Raw genomic sequence first — 16,524 nt, 5'->3', positions numbered from 1 at the left:
CCGACTTCCACCCGGTCAAGCCCGGCCTGGAGTTCACCATTCTGAACCGGGCCCGATTGATTAGGCCGTTCGGGTTATAACACGATAGACCAAAAGGCCCTTTGTGGTGATGCGGATCATTTCGAAGTATTCAAACGAACGATGCCGGATACCGGGCCTGGGGTCTTGACTGGAGACGTTCATCCGTTTCATCCCCGCCATTAGCTTTTTATCCCGAAAGGCCTCTTCGTGAGCCTCAAGCGATCACTTTCCGTTGTGCTGCCACTGGTAGCCGTCGCCGCCATCGTGGTCAGCCCGGTCGCCCAGTCCAAGTTGCCGGCGCAGAGCCCGGTCAACGTGGTGCCGGAAGCGGTCCAGATCGATCCGACGCACCCGAAACTGGACGTGACCTACGGTCACTCCGAACTGGAGTTAAAGTACATTCGCAAGGACGCGGCCAATCCGAACGGCTGCCAGGTCCGCGACCACGAGGAGACCGAGGAGGCCGAGGAGGCCGAGGTCAAACCCGGCTCCGGTTTCGTCACCGCGGGTGGTGTCCGTTTTGACCTTATCCAGTTCCATTTCCACACCCCGGCTGAGCATCGCTTCGCCGGTCGGCAGTACCCGCTGGAAATGCACCTGGTGCACCGCAGCGCGGCCGGCAAACTGCTGGTGGTCGGTGTTCCGCTGCGGGCAGGCGAGCATTCCGTGGTGGACACCGTGCTGGCCAAGCTCGCGCCCGAATGCGGACAGCCGGTGCACATTCACAGCATCAACCTGAACAGCCTGCTGCCGCACAACACGCACACGCTGCGCTACCGGGGTTCGCTGACCACGTACCCCTTCAGCGAGGACGTGCAGTGGTACCTGGCCGCGGAGAAGACCGTCAGCCAGGCCACCCTGTCCCGGTTCCAGGGCCTGTTCAGCCACGGCAACTCGCGGGCCGTGCAGCCGCTCAACGGCCGTCACTTCACCGAGGTCGGCCTGATCTGACCGGTTCCGTCAACCAGGTGAGCCCGGCGGGTTCAACCCCCCGCCGGGCTCACTCTGTGCTCCACTGACCGGATGTTCGTCGGCCGTCAGCGTGAACTGGCCCAGCTCGATCTGCTGCTGGACCCGCTGCCTGCCGGACCGACGCCGGTGGAGATCGTGGGCGAGCCGGGCATCGGCAAATCCCGGCTGCTGCACGAGATCGGCGAGCACGCGGCCGGACGCGGACTGACCGTGCTGGCCGGCCGGGCCGGGGAGTTCGAGCGCGATCTGCCCTTCGGGGTCTTCCTGGACGCCCTGGACCACCACCTGGCCGCGCTGTCCGAGCAGCGGGCCGCGGCACTGGGCCCCGGCCACCTGCGCTGGCTGGCCACCGCCTTCCCCGGCCTGGCCGAACGGGTCCCGCCGGGCCCGCCACCACAGGCCGCCGAGCGGTACCTGCTGCACCGCGCGGTGGCCGCCGCGCTGGACGCGCTGGCCGGACCGACCGGGCTGGTGCTGGCCCTGGACGATCTGCACTGGGCGGATGAGTCCACCGCGGAACTGCTCGCCCACCTGCTGCGCCGCCCACCCGCGAGCAGGTTGCTGCTCCTGCTCGCGCACCGGCCCCGGCAGCTGCCGGACAAACTCGCCGCGGTGCTCGCAGGCCCGGCCTACGCCACCCGGCACCGGATCGAGCTGGCACCGCTGGACTTCGCCGCGGCCCAGCAGCTGCTGCCCGCCCACCCCGAACGCAGGCGGCTCTACGACCTCGCCGGCGGCAACCCGCTCTACCTCCAGGTCCTGGCGCACGGCGGCGAACTGGCCGCACCGGCCGAACAAGGCGCGGAGGTCCCGCCGGGGGTGGCCGCGTTGCTGCGCGGCGAGTTCGCCCGGCTCGCTCCCGCCGCCCGCCTGGTCGCCCAGGCCGCCGCGGTGATCGGCGATCAGGTCGATCCGGAGCTGGTGGCCGCGGCGGCCGGCCTGAGCCTGCCGGAAACGCACGCCGCCGCCGAGGAGCTGTTCGAGGCCGACCTGCTCCGCGGCACCGGCGCCGGCCAGCGGGTCACCTTCCGCCATCCGTTGCTGCGCAACGCCGTCTACCACTCCGCCACCCCGCTCTGGCGGGCCGCCGCGCACGGCCGCGCCGCCGCGTTGCTGACCGAACGCGGGGCCGCGCTGACCACCATCGCCCCGCACATCGCCCGCTCGGCCGCGGTCGGCGACACCGCGGCCGTCGACCTGCTGCGCGCGGCCGCCCGGCTGGCCCTGGCCCAGGCCCCCGCCACCGCGGTGAGCTGGCTGCGCGTCGCCCTGCACGGCCACCCCACCCCCGCCGACGACCTGGGCCGGGACCTACGCCTGGAACTCGCGCACGCCCTGATGCTGCGCGGGGACTACCGGGAATGCTGGGACATCCTGCGCGGACAACTGGATGCCGCCCCCACCGGTCAGCCACACCTGCGCCACCAGGCGGTGGTGCTGTGCGCCACCACCAGCCGGCTGCTGTGCCACCCCGAGGAAGGCCGCCGCCTGCTGCGCGAGGAACTGGCCAGGGACTATCCCCGCGCGGACGCCGACACCGCGACCCTGTGGCTGCACCTGTCCCTGTCCCAGGTCCTGGACGCCCGCTTCCCCGAGGCCGCCGAAGCCGCCACCGCCGCACTCCGCCTGACCCTGCCCGACCCGTTGCGCTGCATCGCCTTGGCCATGATCGCCTGGTCCTACCCGGAACTCGGCCGGGTCCCGGAAGCGGTCGCGGCCATGGACGAGGCGGTGGCCGTCTACGAGGGCCTGGACGAGCCACAACACCTGGCCCACCTGGGTTTCACCCACATCACCCCGCTGGTCGAGGCCATCTGCCACCTGCGCCTCGGCGAGACGTTACGCAGGCTCGGCCAGGTCCGCCGGATGTCCGAACGCCTGGGCCACCTCACTTTTGGCGGCGAGGTGCTCGGCACCACCGCCACCGTGCTGGCCCACGCCGGCCGCATGGCCGAGGCCACCGCCCAGGCCGAGGAGGCCCTCGACGCCGCCCGCCTGACCGGCATCGAACCGTTGCTGGTCAACGTGTTGTGCGCGCGGGCAGCCGTCGCCCTGTACTGCCTGGACCTGGACGCGGCCGAACGAGCAGGCCGCGAGGTCGCCGCCCTGTCCTGCGCGAGCTGGCACCCCCTAGCACCGCACCTGTCCCTGCTCCGCGACCTGGTCCGCGCCCGCCTCGGCCTGGACGCCCCACTGGCCGAGACCATCGACCGCCTGGGCGGCCCCGACCTCCCCGGCACCCTGCACCGGGCCCGGGTGCTGACCTACCTGGAACTGGCCCACATCGCCACCGACGCCGACCGCCCAGCCGAAGCCGCGGACTGGGCCACCCGCGCGGAATCCCTGGTACAGCCCCAACTCCCGTGGAGCACCGCGGCCGCCACCCTGGCCAGGGCCTACGCCGAGTCCCGCACCCCTGACCCCGCCCACGCCCGCGCCCTCGCCGAACAAGCCGCCGCCGCCTTCGCCACCGCGGGCTTCCCCGTGCAATCGGCCAGAGCCACCCTGCTGTGCGGCCAACTGCACGCCACCCTCGGCGACCGCGACCAAGCACTGTCCACAATGGACACGGCAGCCGCCGTCTTCGCCGACTGCGGCGCCACCCGGCACACCGAGATCGTGCTCCGCCACCAGCGCCGCCTCGGCCGCCGCGTCCCCCGCGCCACCAAGGACTCCCCGCTCGGTCTCACCCCTCGCGAAACCGAGATCGCCGCCCTGGTCGCCCAGGGCCACAGCAACCGCGCCGTGGCCACCCTGCTGGTGGTCAGCGAACGCACCGTGGAAACCCACCTCAGCCGGATCTTCCAGAAACTCGGCCTCAGCTCCCGCACCGCCCTGGCCGCCCTGCTCGCCCGCGACAGCTTCCGGCCATGACCCCCCACTCCCACCGGAGTCCCCGCATCCTGGCGGCATGAGTTTCGCGCACCAGCGCCCCGGCGGGGTGAGCACCGGGATGCGGTCGCTCTCCGCCCGCGGTTCCGCGCTGGAAGAGGGCTGGCGGGCCGACAAGTCCGCCATCGCAGGCGCCGAATCCGGCATCGGCGGCGATCTGCTGGGCCAGGCGTTCGGCTCGGTGTACACCGCCCCCGGCGAGGCGGCCCGCCTCGCCGCGGACAAGGTCGGGCCGGCGATGCTGGCGGACGCGCGGGTGGGGATGCGGTGCGCGGAGGACTATCTCGGGGCGGATGAGGTGTCGGCGGCGAGCATGCCGGTGGGCGAGGTCCGGGCCTGAGCCTGGCCGGCCTGCTCGGCCACCTGCCGCCGGAACGGCGCGGCCAGCGTCGGCAGCAGATGCGCCCGGTTGCGGATCAGCGCCAGCACCGCCAGCGCCAGGTACACCCCGCACAGCACGTACCGCGCGGTCTGCCCCGGCAGCGCGAACTGCACCGCGAACAACCCGAGCAGCGTCCAGGCGGCCCAGCGGGGGAAGCGCAGGGCGAGCAGGGCGGTGACGCCGAGCAGGGTCTGGGTGGCGGTGAGCAGGAACTCCTCGATCTGGCGGGCGTCCAGTTGCAACCCGCCCGCGCCGCCGCCACCGAACAGGTAGGCCACCGGCAGGCTGCCCACCAGCAGGGTCCACTGGTTGACCTTGCTGGAGATGAGGGTGCCGATGGCGGCCTCGCCCTGGCCGCGCAGGGCGAACAGGATGGCCACGATGAACTCCGGGGATTCCGAGGCGAGCGGGGCCAGCAACTGCACCAGCAGGAACTCGTCCACGCCGAGCTGCCTGCCGGTGGCGATCAGGCCGTGCGCGAAGGGTTCGGCGCTGGCCAGCACCACCACCGCGGCGAAGACGAACAGCCCGATCACCAGGCTCCGCCGGGCCCGCCGGGGCAGTGCGCCGATGCGCGCGGCCGGGCCGACCAGGTGCGGTTCGCTCGCCTCCGACCGGGAGACCTTCCACAGGTAGAAGCCGAACAGGCCGAGCAGGGCGCAGCCGAGCAGCAGCGAGATCTGGCCGGTCGCCGGGATCACGAAGGCCACCACCGCGGCGATGGCCAGGAAACCCAGTTCGACCCGGTAGCCCGAGCCCAGCACCAGCTCGCGCACGGACCGGCCGGTGCGGCGGCGGGCCACGACCAAGGCCAGCAGCACCACCAGCGACCAGCCCAGGCCGAGCAGCAGCCGGTTGGAGCCGGTCATGTTCGCCGCGGCGTAGGCGACCTGGCTCGGGTCGGTGCCCGCGCTGTAGGCGAAGTACAGGTCCACGGCGTACTCGGGCAGCACCGCGATCACGGCCAGGATGGCGATGGCCAGCCCGCCGGAGATGTCGGCCTGCGCGGCCTCGGCGGCCCAGGCCAGCAGGAAGGAGGCGGCCACCACCGCGGCGCCGAAGAGCAGCAGGGCCGCGAGCGGGGGCAGGTGCAGGCCGCCGAAGCGGACGGTCAGCGCGGGCAGGGTGAGGGCCACGCAGACGGCGAGCGGCCGGACCAGCTTGCTGGACACGGGGTTCCTTCCGGACGGCGACGGCCAGACCGGGGCTCCAGGGAGGCTCGGCCAGGCATGACTGCTTGGCCGAAGGTCTCGCCCACCGGCTGGGCCGGTCCCGGCGCCGGAGGACACGAGGTCCCCAGCATGTCGACGCACGGAGTTGCGGGCTACTCCCCTTCGGAGTGCGCCCAGCCTCTCATCATTTCGACATCTTCGCAACTATCGAACTGTCGTGCCGGGCTGCCGACCGGCGATCATTAGCGGAAGAATGGGCCTGCCATGCCGACACAGCCCGCACCCACCGAGCCGCCGCCCCCTGGCCAGGCCACCGAGCCGACCCCCGCGCAGCTGCGCGCCAGCGCCGACACCTTCGCCCTGCTGTCCAGCCCGGTCCGCCTGCACCTGGTCTGGCTGATCACGCACGGCCCCTACGACGTCGGCACGCTGGCCCGCCGGGTCGGCATCGGCATCGCCACCGCCTCCCAGCACCTGACCAAACTGCGCCTGGCCGGAGTCATCTCCGCCCACCGCGACGGCCGCCGCCAGCTCTACACGGTGGACGACCCACACGTGATCACCCTGATCCAGCAGATCTTCGACCACATCGCCCCAGACGGTTCCCTGGCCCCAGACCCACCCCGCACCTGAACCCACGCCGTGTTGGCCGTTACGGACGCCGTGTTGGCCGTTATGGACGGCGAGTTGGCCCAACTGGTACGCCGAGTTGGCCCAAGTGGGCGTACCAGTTGGGCCAAGTGGTACCAGTTCGGCCAACACTGGGTACGACAACGGCCAACACGCCGGCGAGTCTTTAGGTTCTGGGGCATGACTACCGAGGCGTCCCTGGTGGGGCGGTGGCGGCTGGACTGGTACCGCGAGCTGGACGTGGCGACCGGCGCGACGCTGAGTGATCCGTTCGGGCCCAACCCCAACGGCAGGCTGCTCTACACCGCGCGCGGGCACATGTCGGTGCACCTGGCCCGCACCGACGGCCAGACCCACGGCGTGGACTACTACTTCGGCTACACCGGCACGTACACGCTGGCCGGGGACCAGGTGGTGCACAAGCTGGAGATCAGCTCGCACCCGGAGCTGACCGGGGCGGAGCAGCGGCGCGGGCTGAAGTTCGAGGGCGACCGGCTGACGTTGAGCACGCCGGAGTACGTGGTGGACGGGCGCGCGCGGGTGGCCGCGCTGTGCTGGCTGCGAGCCTGACGCCTCAGCCCGGCGTGGGTGTCAGGCTCCGGCGGGACACCACCAGCCAGCCGATGAGCGCGAACGCGAGCACCGCGGCCACCGTGCGGACCACGTTGAACGTCTCCCACTGGGACAGCAGTTCCGCATAGCCCGCGGGCGGCCCGGACACCGCCCACACCTTGATCTGCCCGTTGATCGGCACATTGCCGAACCGGGTCACCAGGAACGAGCCCACCACCAGCAGTCCGGCCAGCGCGCCGACCACCCGGGGCAGGCCACGGCAGAGCACGGCCAGGGCCAGGGCGCTGAGCGCGGCCGCCGCCATGGTGGTCTGCATGACCGGACCGTTCATCTGCATCAGGGCCGAGTGGAAGGTCAGCCGGACCTCCAGCGGCACGGCGTTGAAGGTGGTGGCCACGTTGACCGCGCCGTAGCCGAACGCGCCCGCGAGCAGGCCGCCGGACAGCAGCGCGAGCAGGGAGGTGGCGCGCAGGACTCTGGGATCTGCCATGGGATCAACCTACCGGGAACCGCGATCTCGTTGCCGCACCAGGAAATCAGTCGCCCATCGGATGATCGACCGGCTCGGCTGATCGCCACCCTGGGTCATCACCCGCTCATCCAGCGTACTCGCGCTCATTGTCCACTATGGACAGTGCTGCCCTTTGGGGCAAGGGAAACCGTTGCGGGCAGGTAACAGTACGAGTACGGTCAACTACGCGTCGCCGCCAGAATCTCCTGTGACGAAGCCAGAACTGCCGCCCGGTCAACACTTCTGCCGGTGAATCCCGAGAAGATCACGCGAACACGTGGTGTCCGCGGTGGATTCCCGCCACATCCTGGAGCCGTTCCCGGGGTGGGCCGCGGCGGGGTGCTGCGTGCTCCGGGCCGTCGTCTGACTCCTGGAGGTTCACCTGATGAACGGGTTATCCCGTCGGACCCTGCTCAGCAGGGCGGCGGTACTGGGGGGCACCGCCTTGGTCGTGCCGCCGTTCGCCGCCACGATCGCGGGCGCGGACGAGGGCCCGGCCCGGCCGGCCAACGCGCTCACCGTGCCGCGTGGCGATCACCGGCACGCGGCGCTCTCCCGCGGGCAGAACATGCGCTGGGTGTCCAACCCCGAGGTGGTGCGGCTGCCGGTGAGCACCACCGAGGTGGTGAACGCCGTCGGCGAGGCGGTGCGTACCGGCAAACGGCTCTCGGTGCGCTCCGGCGGGCACTGCTACGAGGCTTTCGTCGACCACCCCGAGGTCCAGGTCATCATTGACATGAGCTGCATGGACGCGGTGCGCTTCGACACCGCGCGCGGCGCCTTCGAGGTCGAGGCGGGCGCGCTGCTGGGTGATGTCTACGGCACCCTGTTGCGCCGCTGGGGGGTCACCCTGCCCGGCGGGTCCTGCCACACCGTTGGTGTCGGCGGGCACGTCACCGGCGGCGGCTACGGTCAGCTCGGCCGCCAGCACGGCCTGATCGTGGACTACGTGCAGGCGGTCGAGGTCGTGGTGGTGGACCAGGCCGGGGTGGCCAAGGCGGTGATCGCGACCAGGGAGGCCAACGACCCCAACCGCGAGCTGTGGTGGGCGCACACCGGTGGCGGCGGCGGCAGTTTCGGCGTGGTCACCCGGTTCTGGTTCCGCGACCCCGGTGCCACCGGCACCGATCCGACCAAGTTGCTGCCCGCGCCGCCTGCCGAGGTGTGGCTGCACCGGGTGGAATGGCCGTGGGACAACCTGACCGAACCGCGCTTCACCCGGCTGCTGCGCAACTTCGGCCAGTGGCACGAACGCAACAGCGCGGTGAACAGCCCGTACGCCAAGCTGTTCGCCCGCCTCGAACTGAGCACCAAGGTGACCGCGCCGAACCACCTCATCGTGCAGATGGACGCCACCGCACCGGATTCCGAGCGGTTGCTGGACGCGTTCGTGGCCGCGATCGGCGAGGGTGTCGGGGTCACCGCACAGGTCACCGACAAGCGCAAGCTGCCCTGGTTGCAGTCCACCGGCTGGCAGGGGCTGTGGGTGCACACCCCGACCGAGCGGTACAAGTACAAGTCCAGCTACCACCGCAAGGGTTTCACCGACCCGCAGCTCGCCGCGTTGTACAAGGCGCTGACCGCGACCACCTACACCCACCTCGGTTTCGCGGTCTCCGTCGCCTCCTACGGCGGCAAGATCAACACGGTGCCCGCCGAGGCCACCGCAGAACCGCACCGCGATTCGGTGCTGAAGCTGCTGTGGGGCACCGCCTGGGGCGAGGCCGCCGACGACAAGCGGAATCTCCAGTGGCACCAGGAGTTCTATCAGCAGGTCTACGCCGACACCGGCGGCGTGCCGGTGCTCAACGAGGTCACCGACGGCTGTTTCATCAACTACGCCGACATCGACATCAGCGACCCGGCCTGGAACCGGTCGACGGTGCCGTGGACCGAGCTGTACTTCAAGGGCGGCTATCGGCGGCTGCAGCAGGTGAAGGCGAAGTGGGATCCGCGCAACGTGTTCCGGCACGCGCAGTCGATCCGGCTGCCCGGCACCAGCTGAACCACCGGGCCCGGCGTGGCGATCGTGTTGCCACGCCGGGCTTTTCGCTGCCCGATCAGGATCGGAACAGCCGGTGCCAGTTCTCCCTGGCGGTCAGTGCAGGCAACTCGGCGCGCCACCGCCGACCGGCCGCGGGGCCTTGTTTGACCAGCCTGGCCAGCATCCGCGCCGAGGTCGCGGTCAGTCGCAGCAGCCGGATCCGGCTGTATTGGCGCACCCGGAAGGCGTCCTGGGCGGCGTCGGTGACCACCACCGAGCGGAACAACGACACGTGCCACCACCGTGATTCCCGGGCGATGACGGTGACCGAGCCGGTGTTGCGGCCGAGCAGCTGCCGCAGGAACCGCTTGGCCAGCACCGCGGCGGGCAGGGACGGCGCGATCCGGTCGTCCACCGCCTCGATGGTGCGCGATTCGTTGTGCCACAGCTCGGTCGGCGCGTGCCGCCGGGTGTCGGGGTACCGCGCGCGCAGCGTCCGGATCTCCCGCACCGCCGCGACCCCGCCGTCGGCGAGCGTGGCCGGTCCGGCGAGGAAGTCCGCCACCGCCTTGAGCAGGGTGGCGACCATGCCGTACTGCATGGCGACCAGGTAGTTGCCGAGCAGGGTGACCAGCCTGCCCGCCGCCGCGGCGCCACTGAAGTCCTGATGGTGCAACGCGGCGGTGATGAGCCCGTTGCGCAGGTCGAAGTAACGCTTCCAGTCGTCCTGGTCCTTCCAGGCGAAGTCCGGGTGCCACACTCCGGCGCCGGGCAGGGTGACGGTGGGAAACCCGGCCCGCCCGGCCCTGGTGCCGTACTCGACGTCGTCCCACTGGAAGAACATCGGCAACGGCAGGCCGATCCGCTGGATCACCTCGACCGGGATCAGGCAGGACCACCACGCGTTGTACCCGGCGGCTACCCTGCGGTGCGGCAGGTTCTCGGTGAGATCCAGGTTCTGCTGCGCGCCTTCGGTCAGCACGCCGGCGACCAGCTCGGCGAGGTTGGTCGTCTCCGCGTCGTTGTGCAGCCGGTTCGGGTGGTACAGGTAGAGCATCTGCCCGCCGACGATGGCCGGGCGGTGGGTCCGGTTGGCCAGCGCGGTCATCCGCAGCACGGTCTCCGGTTCGAGCACGATGTCGTCGTCCATCAGCAGCACATGGGTGTCGGAGCCGTTGCTCGCCTCCACCATGCCCCTGGTGAACCCGCCCGCGCCACCGAGGTTGCGCTGCCGAGGTCAGCCGCTCCCGCACAGGCACACCGGTGACCCAGCGGCAGTCCTCAATGGACAGTTCCTCGGTCCCGGTCACCGCCTCCACCCAGATCGAGCCGCCGTCCAGGTAGTGGTCCAGCGCGACGGAGATCCTCACGCCCTGCCGTTCCGGCGCGCTGATCTCCGCCGCGGCCAGCACCCTCGGCTCGCCGTCGACATCGCAGGCGTGCACCTCCAGCCGGCCGGAGCCGCGGACCTGGCACACCACCTCCAGCTCCTCGATCTCCGTCCACCGCTGGAGATGGCTCGCCGGCAACCGGCCGAAGTAGGTGTTGGTGGTCAGCCGGGAGTGCGGGGCGAGCACCGCCCGCAGCCGTTCGCACCGGACGACCCCGGTCAGGCTTTTCGCGTACAGCTCGGCGGGGACCAACGGCGTCGGCGGGGCGAACCTGTTTCGTTGCACCACCTGGCTGATCGGGTCAGTCGGCATGTGCTTCGCACTCCTTGGTAAATCGTCTGACGCCTGCCGGCGCTCTCACCTCCCGGAACCAGGTCCACGTCAGGGACAGGTACGCACGCGCGATCTGCCAGACTGAGGGCACATCGCCTTCCACGGACATCTTGCTGATCTCCCGGCTTTTCTGGGCCCAGTCAGCGTCCTGTGTGGACGGATCACCGCCAAATAGGCAATCTCACCGATCCGTCATGAGATTCTCATGGCCGAGCGAGGTCGGGCAGCGGGTCCGTTGGCAGCGCCGATCGCCCGTGCTCAAGCCAGAATCCGTACTCGCGCAGATCATCCGCGAGCCCGTGGGCGAGGTAATTCGCGTAGACGCGCAGCCCTGCCGCGGCCTCCTGTTCATCCTCGTTCCCGTTGACCGACCACCGCTGCTGGAGGTCCTCGATCCAGGCCGCGAGCCGGGCCCGGTCCGCCCACCACGCACGGATCAGTTCCAGGGTCCAGTGCTCGTCGCCGTCACTGGCGTAGCCACTGAACGGGTCCTGCCAGGCCGCGCTCAGCAGGCGATGCGTCTCCTGGGCGTCCCGCGGCTGCCGGAACACCACCTCGCCGAACCGCTCGTCCTCGTAGACGACGTGGCCGGGCGCGGCCAGGCGGCCGGTCCAGCAGGAGTCGGTTTCCGCGCCATAGAACGGGCCCGGCACGTTACGCCAGTCCCGCTGCGCCCACTTGCCCAGCAGGTAGTTCTCCGGTGGTGGCAGCAGCACGCCGTCCAGGCCGGGCACCGGCTGGTTCGCCGAGGCCGCTACGGTCGGCAGCGGATCCCAGTACATGTCACCACGGTAGCCTCAGTCAGCTCTGGCCAGTGCCCGGTCCACCAGCTCCCCCGCCGCACCCAGGTACCGCGCCGGATCCAGCAGCTCCGCCACATCCGCCAGCTCGCCCGCCAGTTCCGGCGCGGTCGCCAGCAGCTCGCCGAACGGGATCCCGGTGGCCGCCGACTCCAGTGCGATCCGGGCCAGCAGCTTCTTGGCCAGAGCCTTGCCCAGCACCGGCGCCAGTGCCACGTTGAGCCGCTCGGAGACGATCGTGCCCCCGGACAACGCCAGGTTCGCGCGGAGCCGGTCCGGGAAAACCTCAAGTCCGCCAACGAGTTCGGCCGCGGTGTGCGCCGCGCCGATGGCCAGCCGCAGGACTTCCCGGAGTGGTTGCCATTCGGCGTGCCAGGCGCCGGCGGCGCGTTCGTCCTCGGCGATCAGGCACTGGGCGAGGATGCTCGCCAGGGCCGGGGTTTGCTTGGCTGCGGCCAGGATCAGGGTGGCCAGGACGGGGTTTCGCTTCTGGGGCATGGCGGAGGACTGGCCGCGACCCTCCGCGCTGGGTTCGGCGACCTCGCCGACCTCGGTGCGGGACATGCCCTGGATGTCGATGGCGATCTTGCCGAGGGCGCCGGTGACGAAGGCGGCGGTGGCGCCGAGATCGGCGATCGGGGTACGGACCGCGTGCCAGGGCAGGATCGGTTCGGGCAGGCCGAGCTGGGCGCTGAACCCGGCCAGCAGGTCCAGGGTGTGCGGCTGGCCGGTGGCGGCGGTGGCGTACTCGGCGTAGGCGGACAGGGTGCCCGCGGCGCCGCCGAGCTGGGCAGGCAGGCCCCTGGCGAGCAGGTGGCGGACCCGGTCCCTGGCGTCCAGGACCAGGGTGAGCCAGCCCGCGGCCTTGAGCCCGAAGGTGATCGGCACCGCGTGCTGGGTCAGGGTGCGCCCGGCCATCGGGGTGTCCCGGAACTGTCTGGCCAGCCCGGCCAGCGCGGTGGCGGCGCGGGTCAGGTCGGCCTCGACCCGCCGGAACGCCCTGCTGGCCAGCAGCATGGTGGCCGAGTCCAGGATGTCCTGACTGGTGCTGCCGCGGTGCACGTACTCCGCGGCGGCCGGCTCGACCAGCGCGGTGAACAGCTGCACGAAGACCACCACCGGGTTGGCCGCGCCGCGGGAAGCCTCGGCCAGCTGGACAGGGTCGATCCGGTCGGCGTCGGCGGCCGCGGCGATGCGCTCGGCCGCATCGGCCGGGATGATGCCGAGTTCGGCCTGGGCGCGGGCCAGCGCGACCTCGACGTCGAGCATGGCCCGCACCCAGGCGTGATCCGAGGTGGCCTCGGCGGCGCCGGTGCCGGCCCAGACCGGGGCGAGCAGGCCGGAATCGGTGGCGTGGCTGGTCAAACGGTCCCCCGTGCGGTCTGGCTCCGCTGGTGGGCGCTGGTGGGCAGCCAGGCCAGCGGAATGTGCTGGTTCAGGTACGTCCGCGAGCTTCCCAGACCCGGGCGGCCGACCGCCAGGCACGCCCGCGCGATCGCGTCCGCGTCACTCAGAATCACCGAGTTGACCCCCGGACGGATGCCCGCGGCGGTCACCCAGTGCACTGCCTCGGTGGGCACGCCGAAGGCGAACCGGCGCGGGTTCGGGCGGCCGGTCGCGTCCACCAGGTGGTAGGGACGGCGGGTGATGGCCAGGCCGCCGGTCTCGTAGTGGCCGCCGGCGCCGTCCGGGATGCGGTACGGGCCACACTGGCCGGTGCGCCACAGCTGCCGGAGCAGCGGATCGGTGCTGCGGCGCACGTCCACCTCGGGCAGCCGGGCCTCCACCAGGGTGGTGACCAGCACGTCCGAACCGGGGATCGCACTGGCGCGCACCAGGAATCCCCTACCGGCCGGGTCCTGCTCGACGCGCATGCCGGGGCCGAGCACGTGCAGCACCCCGGCCTCGATGAGCGCGATCAGCTCCTCGATCCGGCTGGCCGGCGGGCCGATGGACAGGTAGGCGTTGAGCGGGGTGTACCAGGCCTGGAGTTCCTCGCGGTAGGAGCGGCCGCTGATCCCGCTGTGGTCGACCACCAGGCGGATCTCGTTGCGCAGGTCGCGCAGCACGTCCATGGCCGCCTTGAGCGGGCCGCGCACGTTGCCGCGCAAGGCTTCCGCGTAGTCGCGGCGCAGATACTCCAGCAGCCAGGCGCGGAACTCGGCGCGGTCGGCGAAGCGGCGGTCCCCGAACGGACGGGCGATCAGCTCCCAGTCCCAGTGCTCGGCCGGGCTGATCCCATGTCGCCGCAACACTTCCAGGGCCGGATCGTGCACATCGCGGGCCAGGTACTCGCGCAGGAAGTCCTCGGCGGCCACCGGGTCGCCGCGTTCGGCGAGCAGCGCGTGGTAGTAGACCGCCTCCACCTCGCGGGAGACCATCGGCCACACATCGCGGCGGAACTCCACGTCCATGCCGCGGTCCATCCGCAGCCGCAGCCCGTCGATCACCGGCTGGGTCAGGAAGAACGGCTCGTGCCGCCCGGAGGCGCCCTTCTGGTTCTCCCCGCGCGCGTGGTAGGGCACACCGCGCCGGGATCCCGCGTACAGCAAGGGTTCCCGGCCGGAGGGGTGGTAGCTGAGGCGACCGTGTTCGCGCACGAACCGGCCGCCGCGGACCACGGTGAGCAGCGCGGTGTAGTCGAAGAAGTTCAGCCCCATCCCGCGCAGTGCCACCGGTTCCCCGGCCTTGATCCGCTCCAGCGGGGCGTCGGCCGGGTTGATCGGCGGCTGGTAGCCCAGGCCGTGCGCGGCGGCGAAGGCGGCCAGCCGCGCCTCGTCCTCCCCGTGCGGCATGCCCACGTGGCCCTGCGCGAGCACCACAGTGTCCATTTCGGACAGTACAGAGCCGTCGGCAAGGGTCACGCACTGACCGCCGTCGGGCCTGCCGTCCAGGGCGATCGCGCTGCCCCGGTGCAGTCGCACGCTGACGTGCGGTGGCGCGGTGCGCACCACCCGGCGCAGCACCCAGCTCAGGTAATGGCCGTAGAAGGCGCGCGAGGGATAGGAATCCGGCCCCAGCTCCCCCGCCTCCTTGCGCACGTGTGCCGGGTAGACGTCGATGGTGTCCATCAGGGGCAGGAACTTCGCCCACTCGTACAGGCTGGGACCGGGCACGACCGGACCGGCGCAGTCCACGGTGTCGTCGGTGAACATGGTCACCTGGGAGGCGATCGTGTTCATCAGGAGTTCGCTGGGCTGACCGGTGCGCCACACCTGCCCGCCGTCGCCGAGGTGCGGATCGACCAGGTGCACCAGCACCCGCCGGTCTTCGCGCCGGGCCGCGTTCGCACAGATCCGCTCAAGGACCGAGATGCCGCGCGGGCCCGCGCCGATGACGCAGATCGTTGTCCACAATGGAGCCACCGACGACATCACTCTCCCTGGGTGTGGATCGCGCGTGACGCTGACAGACTGGAAGGAAGAGTGCTCGGCGCCGGGCCCGGATGTCATCACGCCTTCGCGGGATACTGCGGCGGCTTCACCCACTCGCCGCGACCCCCCTCGCGAACATCACGTGTTCTCGGGATCCACGGCCGTCTTCCGCTGTGTAGAAAAGGATTCACAGACCGCCTGGCCGAATTTCTCCGGTGCGAGGGGTGCAATGACCATAGCGGTTCAGAAATACGGTGGGACGTCGGTCGCGACGCCCGAGATGATCCGCCGGGTGGCACGCATCGTGCGGCACACGCACCGCGCGGGCCGGCCGACGGTGGTGGTGGTCTCCGCCCGAGGGGACACCACCGACGAGCTGATCCGGCAGGCCCTGGAGCTGAACCCGGCGCCCTCGACGCGGGAGAGCGACCAGCTCCTGGCCACCGGGGAGAACCAGTCCGCGGCGCTGCTGGCCATGGCACTGCACGAGATCGGCGTGCCCGCGGTGTCCCTGACCGGGCCGCAGGCCGGGATCCTGGCCGATGGCAGGCACGGCGCCGGGGTCATCGCGGCCATCGACACCACCCGGGTGCTGCGGCAGCTGGACGATGGCAATGTCGTTGTGGTGTCCGGCTTCCAGGGCATGGACACGCACGGCGACATCATCACCCTGGGCCGGGGCGGTTCGGACACCACGGCGGTGGCGCTGGCGGCCGCGCTGACCGCGGCCAGCTGCGAGATCTACACCGATGTGGACGGCGTCTACACCGCCGATCCGCGCATTGTGCCGGGCGCCAGGGTGCTCAGCCACGTCGACGCCGGGGTGATGACCGAGATGGCCTTCGCCGGCGCGCAGGTGCTGCATTCCCGGGCGGTGGAACTGGCCTCGGTGCACGGCATGGATCTCCAGGTGCGCAGTTCACACACCCAGTCGGTGGGCACCACGATTCTCGGACGGAGCTGTCAACAGGTCATGGAGTCACAGGGTTTTGTCACCGCGGTCGCCCACGACCGGGAGGTGGTGTGGGCCCAGGTCCGCGCCACCCGCTCCGCCCCCGGCCTGGCCACCGTGGTCTTCGACGCGCTGGCGCAGAAATCGGTCCCGGTGGACCTGGTGTCCTGGTCCGGCCCTGGCGAGAGCGAGCCGCGACTGGGCTTCGCCCTGCACCGCCGGGACCTGCCGGTGGCCCAGGACCTGCTGGCCCAGCTGGCCGCCGAGCTGGGCTGCGTCACCGAACTGGACGAGCAGGTCGGCAAGCTGTCCCTGGTGGGCACCGGCCTGCTCAACCGCCCCGAGTACACCGTGCGGATGCTGCTGGCCCTCGCCGCCGCCGGCATCACCCCGAGCTGGGGCGCGACCACCCAGCTGCGCAGCTCGGTGATCATCCCGGCCGACCGGCTCACCGAGGCGGTCACCACCCTGCACCGCGAGTTCGAGCTGGACCGGGACGACGCCGAGTCCATGCCCGCCTGAGACCACCGCACTTCC

Annotated in this window: 12 protein-coding genes and 2 pseudogenes; 7 read left to right on the top strand and 7 right to left on the bottom strand. The window is 71.2% G+C overall.

Features of this window, described 5'->3' with window-relative positions:
* The first annotated feature begins 228 nt into the window (after positions 1 to 228).
* From ACTOWY_RS14110 to ACTOWY_RS14100, 3 genes are all read left to right on the top strand, one after another.
* Positions 229 to 972: a carbonic anhydrase family protein gene (locus ACTOWY_RS14110; protein WP_441310066.1), complete on the top strand. Its 744-nt coding sequence runs from the start codon at positions 229 to 231 to the stop codon at positions 970 to 972.
* Between the two features lie 72 nt (positions 973 to 1,044).
* Positions 1,045 to 3,867, top strand: a complete 2,823-nt coding sequence (locus tag ACTOWY_RS14105) for a helix-turn-helix transcriptional regulator (protein ID WP_441310065.1) — start codon at positions 1,045 to 1,047, stop codon at positions 3,865 to 3,867.
* A gap of 37 nt (positions 3,868 to 3,904) precedes the next feature.
* Positions 3,905 to 4,225: a hypothetical protein gene (locus ACTOWY_RS14100; RefSeq protein WP_441310064.1), complete on the top strand. Its 321-nt coding sequence runs from the start codon at positions 3,905 to 3,907 to the stop codon at positions 4,223 to 4,225.
* Here the strand turns inward: ACTOWY_RS14100 and ACTOWY_RS14095 are convergent.
* The gene (locus ACTOWY_RS14095) at positions 4,165 to 5,439 is read right to left on the bottom strand and encodes a sodium:proton exchanger (RefSeq protein WP_441310063.1); all 1,275 of its coding nucleotides are present in this window, start codon (positions 5,437 to 5,439) and stop codon (positions 4,165 to 4,167) included. The two genes, ACTOWY_RS14100 and ACTOWY_RS14095, sit on opposite strands and share 61 nt — an antisense overlap.
* A 264-nt stretch (positions 5,440 to 5,703) precedes the next feature.
* Here ACTOWY_RS14095 and ACTOWY_RS14090 point away from each other — a divergent pair, with 264 nt between their 5' ends.
* Positions 5,704 to 6,072 (top strand): ArsR/SmtB family transcription factor, encoded by a 369-nt coding sequence (locus ACTOWY_RS14090; RefSeq protein ID WP_441310062.1) that lies wholly within the window; start codon positions 5,704 to 5,706, stop codon positions 6,070 to 6,072.
* Positions 6,073 to 6,249: 177 nt separating this feature from the next.
* Positions 6,250 to 6,639: a lipocalin-like domain-containing protein gene (locus tag ACTOWY_RS14085; RefSeq protein ID WP_441310061.1), complete on the top strand. Its 390-nt coding sequence runs from the start codon at positions 6,250 to 6,252 to the stop codon at positions 6,637 to 6,639.
* A 4-nt stretch (positions 6,640 to 6,643) separates the two neighbouring features.
* On the opposite strand, the gene ACTOWY_RS14080 is transcribed toward ACTOWY_RS14085, so the two are convergent.
* Positions 6,644 to 7,132: an anthrone oxygenase family protein gene (locus tag ACTOWY_RS14080; RefSeq protein WP_441310060.1), complete on the bottom strand. Its 489-nt coding sequence runs from the start codon at positions 7,130 to 7,132 to the stop codon at positions 6,644 to 6,646.
* Positions 7,133 to 7,538: 406 nt separating this feature from the next.
* On the opposite strand from ACTOWY_RS14080, the gene ACTOWY_RS14075 reads away from it, so the two are divergent.
* A complete protein-coding gene (locus ACTOWY_RS14075; RefSeq protein ID WP_441310059.1) occupies positions 7,539 to 9,158 on the top strand; it encodes an FAD-binding oxidoreductase in 1,620 nt (539 codons plus the stop codon).
* 55 nt (positions 9,159 to 9,213) lie between these two features.
* Here the strand turns inward: ACTOWY_RS14075 and ACTOWY_RS14070 are convergent.
* From ACTOWY_RS14070 to ACTOWY_RS14050, 5 genes and pseudogenes are all read right to left on the bottom strand, one after another.
* Positions 9,214 to 10,350 (bottom strand): annotated as a pseudogene (locus tag ACTOWY_RS14070) (glycosyltransferase); the annotation flags it as partial.
* Between the two features lie 61 nt (positions 10,351 to 10,411).
* Positions 10,412 to 10,840, bottom strand: a pseudogene (locus tag ACTOWY_RS14065) (glycosyltransferase); the annotation flags it as partial.
* Positions 10,841 to 11,064: 224 nt separating this feature from the next.
* Positions 11,065 to 11,643, bottom strand: coding sequence for a hypothetical protein (locus ACTOWY_RS14060; protein ID WP_441310058.1), 579 nt, complete (start codon positions 11,641 to 11,643; stop codon positions 11,065 to 11,067).
* A gap of 15 nt (positions 11,644 to 11,658) precedes the next feature.
* Positions 11,659 to 13,026, bottom strand: coding sequence for a class-II fumarase/aspartase family protein (locus tag ACTOWY_RS14055; protein ID WP_441310057.1), 1,368 nt, complete (start codon positions 13,024 to 13,026; stop codon positions 11,659 to 11,661).
* Positions 13,023 to 15,035: an FAD/NAD(P)-binding protein gene (locus tag ACTOWY_RS14050; protein ID WP_441310056.1), complete on the bottom strand. Its 2,013-nt coding sequence runs from the start codon at positions 15,033 to 15,035 to the stop codon at positions 13,023 to 13,025. The genes ACTOWY_RS14055 and ACTOWY_RS14050 overlap by 4 nt, the downstream gene beginning before the upstream one ends.
* Before the next feature lie 229 nt (positions 15,036 to 15,264).
* Between ACTOWY_RS14050 and ACTOWY_RS14045 the strand changes: the two genes are divergently transcribed.
* Positions 15,265 to 16,509, top strand: a complete 1,245-nt coding sequence (locus tag ACTOWY_RS14045; RefSeq protein WP_441310055.1) for an aspartate kinase — start codon at positions 15,265 to 15,267, stop codon at positions 16,507 to 16,509.
* Positions 16,510 to 16,524: the final 15 nt, after the last annotated feature.

Origin of the sequence: Crossiella sp. CA198 (assembly GCF_052078295.1) — a bacterium.
Classification (GTDB): domain Bacteria; phylum Actinomycetota; class Actinomycetes; order Mycobacteriales; family Pseudonocardiaceae; genus Crossiella.
Note: the sequence above shows the minus strand (reverse complement) of the source record. Positions and strands in the feature narration are given on the sequence as shown.